The following is a 10292-nucleotide window of genomic DNA, read 5'->3' as shown; positions in this document are numbered from 1 at the left end:
GAGCTTGCTCGCGATCTTTTGATCGTTTAAAAGATCGCGAGCAAGCTCGCTCCTACAGTTAACCCAGTGCAGGCCTGCAAATGAGGCTTGATAACAACTCTTTACATACTTGTAGGTTAATTCATACAAAATAATTGGCAATATCCTACACGGTAAGACGTTGCGAATTAACGTACCTGCAATTATAAATAAATCATTCAAATAACACTTATAGATATCAATTTTTAGAAACTGCTACTGCGTCATGTCTATTTATTCAATTCGGCTATAACTCACCAACAAGTTCGAACACTAACCATCGATACTTGAGCAAGGAGTCAGCATGTCGCACGATTTAAATAATATTTCCGGCGCCTGTAGTGTTCCGACCAGCACTTCTATTAATTTGAAATATAAAGCAAAAATAGCATCAGTATCACCGGGGGAGCATCGACATAATTTTGAGTTATCCGAGCATTGTTTTTTAGGCATCAGCCTCGAAAATAGTCATTTCCATCCCGAAAAACTGGCGAGCATTGTGCAATGGATTTCGCGGCGTTTTACCCAGTGCACTGTGCTGGTGGGAGACAGCATTCACCGCCTGACCCTCCAGTCTGTACATGACATGCATCCCTCTATAGCGCTGACCACAGCCCTGCAATTGGGTAAGCGTTTTGTCGGTGAAAGCCAGCCCGTATTTGAGCATTTTCGCGCGCTCACACAATTTCGCTTTATCACCTGCCAAGGGGTTCAGGCCCTGGCAAGTTATCAGCACTTGCATGCTCAACTCACGCACCTCTATCGAGCCGACGCCGCGTTCAGTCAGTCCGTCAAATGTTTCGCTGAGCACTACTTGCGTAAAAGGCTGGAAGCCTCGACCCCTGCCGAATGGGCACGCAAGGTCGGTTTTTCGACCGCGTACTTTCTTGAAGAATTCGCCATTTTTGCCTGCCTGCAGCAGCAGGGGCACAGCGTGATGATCTACCCCGGCTCGTTCAGCACCTTATCGGAGATAGCTCAGGGTCTACACCCCCAGGCTCCTGATGAACTCAAGGCGCTGACCATCGTTTCTCTGTGCCTCAAAGGACGATGAACATGCGCCACTCAACCAGGCCAACCTCAGCGGGCCAGCTCTATAGCGAGCTTTACCACAAACGTGTCGATACGCGCCCCGTGAGCACAACCGCTCAATTGGTCTGTGCCTGGATTGAAGGCGGCCGGTTGGGGTTTGCCAATGATCAGGATCGGCGGCAAGCGTTTGCCGACGGCGTTTTCTTACTGACTATCCCGGCAGAACTGGACATCACGGCCGCCGATCAATTCGCTAGCGAGTTTTACCGAGGAGATGCCAGCCCGTATGGGCATTTCAAAAACATTAGGGCCAACCAGTTTGACGATGAACTGCTGGGGTTCCATCAGCGCGTCGACCAGATTGAACAGTTTCTGCTGGAACGCCGGTTTTGGAGTCGCTATTACCCAACTGAAATTACCCGGATAGCCGAGAAAATGACCGAAATATCCCGGCTGATCCTGGGCGCCGCACTGGACTACGCCGGCATACCGAAACACCTCTGGCCTCAAGCCACTGGCGGTTGCTCACAAGGCGCAGGGGCTTACCACCTGACCTTCAACCATTACCGCGCGCAGTTACCAGAGGCGGGGTTAAGCTCGCACAAAGATGATGGTTTTTTGACAATTCTGCGCACCACTCAACCTGGACTTGAGGTAAACCGCCTTGATCGTTGGGAGTCAGTTAAATGTGCGCCTGATACATTCGTGATCAACTTCGGGCTGTCAATGGAGTGGTTAACAGCTCATTGCGACTCGCCAGTGGCTGCTATCTTGCACCGAGTAACGCACCAAGCCCAAGACCGCATTAGTTTTGGGCACTTCAGTTCCAGTAACTTTATACCCCATGACCATGGCATCTTTTCTTACTACCCAACACGGGGCCTGGAACGCATCTGTGATGCTCGAGAGTTAATTAACAATAATGACCAGGAGATTTACCAAGGCACTGTCAATGCAGGAGGCGCGCAAAATGAAAACACACAAGATTAATATGCAGCGTGCCATTATTTATCAAGACGCTTTACTATTTAAAACGCCATTCAGTTTACGCGCGGCCATAGAGCAAGGTTTATTTTTACTGAAAATCCCGGAAACGTTAAATCTTGAGCCTGGGATAAAACTGTGCCGCGAGTTTTATTTACCCGCCACGTCTTCCACCCGCTATCGCGGCTTCCGTCCTCAAACCGACATTTATTTCGATCGCGAACATTTTCAGACTGAACATCTGTTAGTCGATAAAACGCGCTGGGCCACACGCCTGCCAGGTGCCGTGGTGAAAATGGTGCTCGCAATGGACGCGCTTGGCCAAGTGATTCTTCAGGCAGCCTTGCGCGAACTTGGAGTGGCTCAGGCGCTATGGGCATCCGCCAGTGGTGGCGCAGTGACAGGCCAGGGCACCCATTGGTTTGCCGCAAGCCATTACCGTCCCGAACGCCATTTGCCGGGTTGTGCAGAACATCAGGACACCGGTTTTGTGACGCTGCTGTACACCCGCCAATCAGGCCTTGAGGCATTCATCGACGGGGGGTGGCAGCCTATTGAACCGGAACCTGGGTATTTCATTGTCAACTTCGGCGCGTGCCTTGAATTACTCAGTGCGCAACTGCCGCTTTCGGCTCGAGCCATTAAGCATCGCGTGCGCGAGTGCGCGGCGCTGCCGGGACAAGAAGACCGCTTCTCGTTTGCCACGTTCCTAAATCCTCCCGCCAGCGCTGACCTCTACGAAGTGCAGCCTTTGGGCGAGTTGCGACGGCTGATGAGTGCTGAAGCATTCCTTCGTCGATTCAACGAGCGCACCTGGCAAGACCGGCATGCCTCATTCGGCATCCTCTCTGAACAGACTCAGGGCACGCCCAATGAATAAACAATGCCCGCCTTTTGCCGGACTCATTGCGCATCATCCAGGACCTTGCCCCGTGCGCGGGCATGGCGACGAGTTCCACATTGCAACCTCTGTGCAAGGCTTGCCCGCCACTGAGTACTTTAAGGTCAGCGGAATTCGTCACTGCGCTGAACAGTCAGGCGGCCTTTGCAGTTTCTGGATGGGCGAACAACTGGCGCTTTATCAGATGGACAATCGCGCGCTATTCAATGATGAAGACCTTGCGCCCTCAACCGATGCCAATCATGAGTTGTTCGGTGGCTTTTTGGGCTCACTGCACATCAGTGACCCATTGCGCTCGCAAAAACGTCGGGCAGTGGAGCATGTGCTCGGGAGTCAGCGTTTTATCGACAGCATAAAAGACGATATTCGTCGTTTGGCAGCCGTCTTTTTGTACCAATGCCCGCGCACTCCGATGTGCATGGAGAAATTGACCTTATTGTGGGTCAGTCAAGTTGATAGCTATCTACCAGGCATCCTGGACTGCACGATAAAAAGCCTGGACCAGTACCTGCAAGACGATCGGTTCAGGGACGTGGTCAGCGGATTCTTCGAACAGGCCTCCAAGGTCATTAGTCATGACGACAGGCTCGCGCTAAAGCAGCATGAAGCCTTGAAACCGTTCATCAGAGACCTGCTGCTCACCAACTTCGACGCCATTGAACAAGCGCCCCTGACCAACCTGATCCTTGGCCATTTCGCCCTTTGGGCGCTGCCTTTTACCCGAAAAAACATTGAAACCCTGAGTACGGAGCGGGCGCTGGAGATCGGCACAATCATCATTGCAACCTATGACACTACGGCGCTTAGCCTGTTGTGGTCGCTGGCGTACATCGAGACCTCTGCCCACGTTAAACGTGAGGTCCTGTTAGCGGCCTCAGACAGTTGCACTCAAGCACCAAACGTTATTGATCTGGCGGTTATGGAAGCGCTGCGTCTAGGAGGCTCCAACCCAACAGCGCTTTGGCGACGGACGCTTAAGCCGTGCGAAATCGAACATGCAGGTCAGCGCGTGCTAGTCCCCGAAGACACCCAGTTGTGGCTGGACCGCTGGCAGGCCAATAGAGATCCTCACATTTTTATCCAGCCTGAAGCTTTCGATGTCACCCATATTCTGGCACTGCAAAAAAAGGACGACACAGCCCACACGCTCTGCACCTCACTGCTGGCGCGCAATCGCTATGACATCAACTCGTTCAGCATGCTCAACACCCGGCGCAACCCACGCAAATGCCCAGGCCGTCTTTTCTCAGTCAACATTCAAGGATTGTTGCTACGTGAGCTTTATGGCCGCTTTGAGGTCAGCAGCGAAGGTATCGACCTCAGTCTGCGACGCCATTGCGCGATGCCCAAGCCCGCACAGCCAGGCGTGTTGACCCTGCGCCCCAAACACTGTGGAGATCAGAGCGATGGTTAATCGCCACACTGCTACCTACCGGGACAGCCTGACATTGCCTTCACCGTTGCATCAGGCCCACGCACAGGCCATGTACCCGCCCTGTGCTCTGGAGCGGGCACGACTTGCGGGCACGAAATTGGTCTTCGATTCGCCCAATGGGTTTGCCCGTGGGCTTGAGCAAGGTTTCTTTTTGCTGAAAATGCCCCAAGGCTTGGTGTGTAAGGCCGCTGATCAATTTGCACAGCAGTTTTACCTGCCCCAAAACGGCTTTCTCGAAATGGACGTGCCCGGGCTCTATCAGGGCTATTTCGACCGCCCCCACGATCAATGGGAAAACTTCTACATCGAGCGCGCCAATTGGCACTTGTTACCCCAATCAGTGGCGATAGTGGGTACTCAAATGGCAGCCATCGGCATCAGTGTGCTGCGCAGCACCTTGGCCCACCTCAAGCTCCCGGTCCGCGACTGGCCTTGCATTTCGTCAGGTCTTAGCGAGAACGGCGGGCATCAGATGCTGGCATTCAACCATTTTCGGTCGTCAAAAAAGGCTCGCGGCTGCAAATTTCACCGCGATTCGGGGTGGGTGACGGTACTTCGCTCTACCGAGCCCGGCTTATATGCGTGGATTAACGGGCAGATACGGGCGATCAACCCGGAACCAGGCTACTTCATCATCAATTTCGGCAGTTCCTTCGAGGTGCTGACCGGAAGGCTTGAAACACCCGTCAGGGCCAATATTCACGGCGTTGCGCAACTCGAACCCCGTGAGCCAGGACTCGAAAGAACCTCATATGCGCTTTTTCTCGACTCGGCGCTCGACGGCACTATCTACCAATACCGTCATGGCCGGGCTGCGGTGCTGCAAAGCGTGGCGGACTTTGCCGAGCAGGAAGTCGCACGTACCTACGACAGGACACACACGCTGTAACAACGGGCAAGGTTATCCACAGGCCCTGATATCTAAAGATGGACGCTTCAGTGGAGGTAGCATGAGCTTATCCGCAGCCGATCAACCCCGTGCGATAGCGTTGCCCCGAGCACGTTTGACCCACCACGGCCTGGCCTTCAGCAAGAGCACGCTTGAACAGGCGCTAAGCCTTGGCGCATTTTTGCTGGAAATCCCGCAGGGTGTAGACCTGAACCCGGGCTTTGAGTTGTGCCGTAATTTTTATCAACCCCGGCTAGACACTCTGGATCGAATGCGCGGCCATCGTGAGCATGCCCACCCACGCTCAAAGTTAGGCTACGAAGATCGCCCCAATCAGGTCGAACAACTGCAAATCGAGAGCCATCTGTGGCACGAGTATTTTGCATTGCCTGTAACCGAGTTACTGGAGGCCATGAAAATCCTGACGGTACAGGTCTTGCGTCATTTGTTTGAGGCCTCAGAGGTGCGCAAGGAGCACTGGGCAACCATCACCGGGGCAACGCTGGACGAGACAAGCCTGTGTTACACAACCCTCAACCACTACCGTGCCTGTGTCAGAGGCACGCTGGGGATCGTCGAACACACTGACAGCGGTTTTATCACTCTGATCGCAGCCGATCAGCCAGGATTCGAAATCCTCCACAAGGGCGTGTGGCAAGCCGTTGCACTGGAGCCACGCTGTTTTATCGTCAACTTGGGCGACGCCTATCAAATCCTGACAGCCCATTTGCCCTTGCCTGGCCGGGCCGTCTTGCACCGCGTTATCGAAACCCGGCCCTCAGCGCAGGCGCCGGATCGGTCGTCATTTACGGTGTACATGGGGCCTGACTTTGATATGGACCTCTATCAATACAACCCATCGGGCGCCTTGGACAGGTATCAGTCGTTCAGAGCCTTTTCAGTGCAAAAAGCGCAAGGAATGGGCTATGCCTTCCATTCCCGCGTGTAATCGCCCGTGGCAACAAGCCACGCTGACCAATCATGGCCTGCAATTTGATCAGGCCAACGGCATACAACAGGCGCTACTCGACGGTTTTTTCTTCGTTGAGCCCTCCGCGCCAATTGACCTTGCGCCGGGAGATCGATTCGCCCGCCACTTTTATTTGCCCCCGCCTCCAAACGAGCCACGCGACTGCGCTTATCGCGGATTTAAAACCCAAACCGAGACCGAACTCGGCCCTCTTCAAGGGTATTTCTGCAGAGATGCAGATCAGACAGAACAATTCTTTTTACGCAGCACACATTGGCAACAGCTGTTTCCCCAAGCACTGTGCAGCTTGGCGCAACATCTGAAAGCCTTGGCCATCGAGGTGATGCTGGCCGTACTGAAGCATCTGGATATTCCACGCGCACTTTGGCTCAAAGCTACAGGGCACTGCATGACCCAGGCGGGTACCCATACGTTAACGTTCAATCATTTTCGCCCCCACGTAAAAGCGCGCGGCTTGAACGTTCACAAAGACTCCGGCTGGGTCACGGTGTTGCGCTCACTGGAGCCTGGGCTTGAGGTTTTGCGCGAGGGTATCTGGTGCCCGATTGACCCCCGGCCCGGGTGTTTTATCGTCAACTTCGGATGCGCGATGGAAATCCTGACCCGACACACAGCTAGGCCCGTCGCAGCAGTCGCGCACAGGGTCGTGCAGCAGCGACCTGAACATGCCAAAGAGGACCGTTTTTCATACGCGTTGTTTCTCGACAGCAGCCTCGACAAACAGATGTGCGAAGGCCTTTACACCTATAAGCCAGAGCATGGCCTTGAGTTAGTGGCCGACTTTGAGCAGTTCCTCACTTCCATTCTTGACCAGACGTACCAACCCCATTCAGTGGGCCTGTATTGAACACCAACCCGCAGGTGGCCATGAAATCGACTTCTGAACGGTCTCAACGTCTGGCATTACTGGCCTTTTCCGCCGGGATTTTTTGTATTCAGCTGGATGCGTTTGCATTGAATTTGGCGCTGCTGCCCATCGCCCATGACTTTGCGGCGTCGGTAGCACACGTTAAATGGGTGGTGAGTGGTTATTTGCTCTGCGTCGGTACGTTGATGCTGGCTGCCGGCCGCTTGAGTGATGGTATTGGCCATCGCCGTATGTTGCGCACAGGGCTGTCGCTGTTCGGCCTGGCGTCATTACTGTGTGCCGTTACGCCGACACTGAACGGGCTAATTGCTGCGCGTGTGCTTCAGGGCATCGGCGCCGCCTGCATCATGCCCTCGGGCCTCGCACTGTTGAGCCATGTGTACCCCAGCGCACGTCGCGGTCGGGCAATGGGTTTGGCGTTAGGGCTTGGGGCCATCGCCACGGTGATTGGCCCTTTTATAGGGGCTGCAATGAGCCAATGGTTCAGTTGGCGGTTTATTTTCTGGATCAATGTGCCCGTGGTGCTATTCGCACTCGGGTGTTGCTGGCCAATAGCCGGGCAACACCCGTCAGGCGAGCGCGCAGCCGTGGATGGGCTGGGGTTGCTGTTGGTCAGTGTAGGGCTGGTCGCCTTCGGCTTCTTGCTGGATGAACTGGGCACTCACGCATGGGCAAGCCCGCAAACGGTCTTTATCGTCAGCGCAATGGTGCTCAGTTTCAGTCTGTTCGCCTGGCGCGAAAAACACGCCGCCACCCCTCTGATCGCGACCTGCCTGTTTCGCAATGCCCCGTACTGGATGCTGACGTTAGCCGGGGCCGTGGTGAATACCTCAACGGTGGTGCATCTGTTTGTGGTGCCGTTGTCGTTGCAAAGCGTGTGGGGGTTGAGCCCCTTGCAAGCAGGTATCGCATTCCTTGGCTCGGCGGTGCTTCTGGCCTGCGGTGGGCCCATTGCTGGCCGCATCCCGTCATCTTGCGCAGTGAGAGCGATGGCTACCTGCCTGTGCGCCAGCGCGGCGTTACTGCTGGGCGCTGCGTTTGCACTAAGCGAATGGCTCTATCTGCTGCTGGTCACCTTGTGTGGAGGATTTCTAGGGGTCGCCAATGCGCTGACCTTAATCGCGACGCAAGCTGTTGTGGGTGAGCACGTAGCGGGTGTGGCCAGCGGCCTGACCAAAACCATCATCACCTTGGCGGCAGGCTTCGGTGTCATTCTCGCTGGACGCAGCACGGGCGAAATGCTGGACATTCAGGGGGTATTTACCAGCCTCGCCCTTTGTTGTTTCGTTGCCAGCTTGATGTTGTGGGCAGGGCAGCGGTATTGGGGCGGGCACACAGGTCAGCAACCTGTGGATAAGTTAACTGGCCGGTAGCTCAGCGGGTAGAGCGCACTCTTGATAAGGGTGAGGTGGAAGGTTCGAGCCCTTCCCGGCCAATCATTGCTTTCAACGCTGCATGGGCAGTGACTGCTTCGACGACCACGGGCAGTAACACCCCACCGCCAGGGTGTGAGTGGCGTTGACGCTGCGGCCTTGGGTCAAGGCTTGCAGCACGGGTTCGATGAAGCTGTTGCTGGCGTTGCAGGTGGCACCTTCGCTGTAGGGGCCGAAGTAGGCCAACTGGCCGCTGCGGTCCCAGATGGCAACCGCCGGGCTGACGCTCAAGTGTTCGGCGCCGGGCAGGGTGGTCAGGGGCTTGATCGCACCCAGGCTGGCAGGCAACTGGCCCTGGCTGCCGGGCTTTTGGACGGCATAAAACTCAACGCCCTGCGGCACGTAGGTCGCCAGCAGCTCGCTCAGGTGTTGCTGGTTGCCGACATTGCACGGGCAGGCCGGGTCCCAGAAGTGCACCACGCGAATCGGCCCCGCGCCCGAGAGGTCTGCGGGCAGGGCCAGCACGTCCCCGGCAAACAAAACGGTCTGGTCGTTGAACGCACGGATATAACGCCCCTCAAACCAGTGGTAAGCGGCCCACACACCCACGGCGCAGGTCAGCACCAGCAGCCAGGCAAGCCAGGTTTTAAGGGTCGGTACGGGCATGCTGAATGTTCCTGAAAGGGCGCGTAGCTTGCCATGCTTAAACTGACAGCAGAATATCGTCAGCTATAAAGACTGTTCTGCCTTCATGCCTTTCTGTTTGGAACCCCTATGTCTGTCGCGTTTTCCCCCGAGTCCTTGCGCCCCCATTTACAACCGTTGGTCGCAGGTCAGCCTTTATCGAGTGAGGATCTGGCATACCAGCATTTTTACGGGCTGGACTTTGCGCAGCGCGCAGCACCGGTCCGTCGCCAGTTGGGGCGCTTCAGTGCCGCAGGCTACGATTTGGTCAGCCAGGTGTGGTGGCCTGAGTCCACACCCAAAGCCACGCTGTTTGTGATCCACGGTTTTTACGATCACATGGGGCTGTATCGGCATGTGATCGAGTGGGGGTTGAACCACGGTTTTGTGGTCATTGCCTGCGATTTGCCGGGCCACGGCCTGTCGAGTGGTGAGCGCGCCAGCATCGGCGACTTTTATCAGTACCAGGAGGCGCTGCAAGGCCTGTTTATCGAAGCCCAGTCGCTGAACCTGCCGCAACCCTGGCACTTGATCGGGCAGAGCACCGGCGGTGCCGTGGTGCTGGACCATTTGCTGCATCACGGCGAGCAGAGCCCGGCCCAGGGCCAGGCCATCTTGCTGGCACCGCTGGTGCGGCCCAAAGACTGGCAGTGGTCCAAGTTCAGCTATTACCTGCTCAGGCCCTTTGTTAAAGGCATTGAGCGGCGCTTCAGCGAGAACACCAATGACCCGGACTTCATGCCGTTTTTGCAGGCTGATCCGCTACAGCCCGTGCGCCTGCCCACCGCTTGGGTCGGCGCCATGGCGCGCTGGATCCCCCGCGTCGAGGCCCTGCCGCCGAGCGCCCGCCAGCCCTTGGTGATTCAAGGCCAGGCCGATAAAACCGTTGATTGGGAGCACAACCTCAAGGTGCTGGACGCCAAGTTCAATCACCCGCAGGTGCTGCTGATTCCTCAGGCCCGTCACCACCTGGCCAATGAAACCGCCGACATTCGGGCGCAGTACTTTGCGTTTCTGGATCAGCATTTTTGACCCAAAACCCCTGTAGGAGCGAGCTTGCCTCGCGATCTTTTGACCGTTAAAAGATCGCGAGGCAAGCTCTGTCTCTTATAAACAA

General features: G+C 55.8%; 10 protein-coding genes and 1 tRNA gene. 10 read left to right on the top strand and 1 reads right to left on the bottom strand.

Translation table 11 applies throughout. The features are described from left to right. The first annotated feature begins 322 nt into the window (after positions 1–322). The 9 genes from AAEZ03_RS25005 to AAEZ03_RS24965 all read left to right on the top strand — a co-directional run bounded on the left by AAEZ03_RS25005 (position 323) and on the right by AAEZ03_RS24965 (position 8554). Positions 323–1072: a tRNA-dependent cyclodipeptide synthase gene (locus tag AAEZ03_RS25005; protein ID WP_123750683.1), complete on the top strand. Its 750-nt coding sequence runs from the start codon at positions 323–325 to the stop codon at positions 1070–1072. A gap of 2 nt (positions 1073–1074) precedes the next feature. Beyond that, positions 1075–2040 carry a 2OG-Fe(II) oxygenase family protein gene (locus AAEZ03_RS25000; RefSeq protein WP_350582312.1) on the top strand — a complete coding sequence of 322 codons (966 nt, stop codon included), beginning with the start codon at positions 1075–1077 and terminating at the stop codon, positions 2038–2040. Continuing rightward, entirely contained in the window at positions 2021–2914 is an 894-nt protein-coding gene (locus AAEZ03_RS24995; protein WP_178109990.1) for a 2OG-Fe(II) oxygenase family protein, read from the top strand. The genes AAEZ03_RS25000 and AAEZ03_RS24995 overlap by 20 nt, the downstream gene beginning before the upstream one ends. Beyond that, positions 2907–4349, top strand: a complete 1443-nt coding sequence (locus tag AAEZ03_RS24990; RefSeq protein ID WP_350582308.1) for a cytochrome P450 — start codon at positions 2907–2909, stop codon at positions 4347–4349. The genes AAEZ03_RS24995 and AAEZ03_RS24990 overlap by 8 nt, the downstream gene beginning before the upstream one ends. Beyond that, complete coding sequence (locus AAEZ03_RS24985) at positions 4342–5259, top strand: 2OG-Fe(II) oxygenase family protein (RefSeq protein WP_350582305.1); 918 nt, start codon at positions 4342–4344, stop codon at positions 5257–5259. The genes AAEZ03_RS24990 and AAEZ03_RS24985 overlap by 8 nt, the downstream gene beginning before the upstream one ends. A 61-nt stretch (positions 5260–5320) precedes the next feature. After that, the gene (locus AAEZ03_RS24980; protein ID WP_185059633.1) at positions 5321–6208 is read left to right on the top strand and encodes a 2OG-Fe(II) oxygenase family protein; all 888 of its coding nucleotides are present in this window, start codon (positions 5321–5323) and stop codon (positions 6206–6208) included. Further along, a complete protein-coding gene (locus AAEZ03_RS24975) occupies positions 6186–7097 on the top strand; it encodes a 2OG-Fe(II) oxygenase family protein (protein WP_350582302.1) in 912 nt (303 codons plus the stop codon). The genes AAEZ03_RS24980 and AAEZ03_RS24975 overlap by 23 nt, the downstream gene beginning before the upstream one ends. Positions 7098–7117: 20 nt before the next feature. After that, positions 7118–8491, top strand: coding sequence for an MFS transporter (locus AAEZ03_RS24970; protein WP_350582300.1), 1374 nt, complete (start codon positions 7118–7120; stop codon positions 8489–8491). Continuing rightward, positions 8482–8554 (top strand) — tRNA-Ile (locus AAEZ03_RS24965). The genes AAEZ03_RS24970 and AAEZ03_RS24965 overlap by 10 nt, the downstream gene beginning before the upstream one ends. Before the next feature lie 9 nt (positions 8555–8563). On the opposite strand, the gene AAEZ03_RS24960 is transcribed toward AAEZ03_RS24965, so the two are convergent. Continuing rightward, on the bottom strand, positions 8564–9157 hold the full coding sequence (locus tag AAEZ03_RS24960; protein WP_123750676.1) for a DUF6436 domain-containing protein: 594 nt from the start codon (positions 9155–9157) through the stop codon (positions 8564–8566). A gap of 108 nt (positions 9158–9265) precedes the next feature. Here AAEZ03_RS24960 and bipL point away from each other — a divergent pair, with 108 nt between their 5' ends. Beyond that, the gene (gene bipL / locus AAEZ03_RS24955; RefSeq protein WP_123750675.1) at positions 9266–10207 is read left to right on the top strand and encodes a phospholipase BipL; all 942 of its coding nucleotides are present in this window, start codon (positions 9266–9268) and stop codon (positions 10205–10207) included. Positions 10208–10292 lie beyond the last annotated feature (85 nt).

Origin of the sequence: Pseudomonas sp. HY2-MNA-CIBAN-0224 (genome assembly GCF_040310285.1) — a bacterium.
In the GTDB taxonomy this organism is placed as follows: Bacteria; Pseudomonadota; Gammaproteobacteria; order Pseudomonadales; family Pseudomonadaceae; genus Aquipseudomonas; species Aquipseudomonas helleri.
Note: the sequence above shows the minus strand (reverse complement) of the source record. Positions and strands in the feature narration are given on the sequence as shown.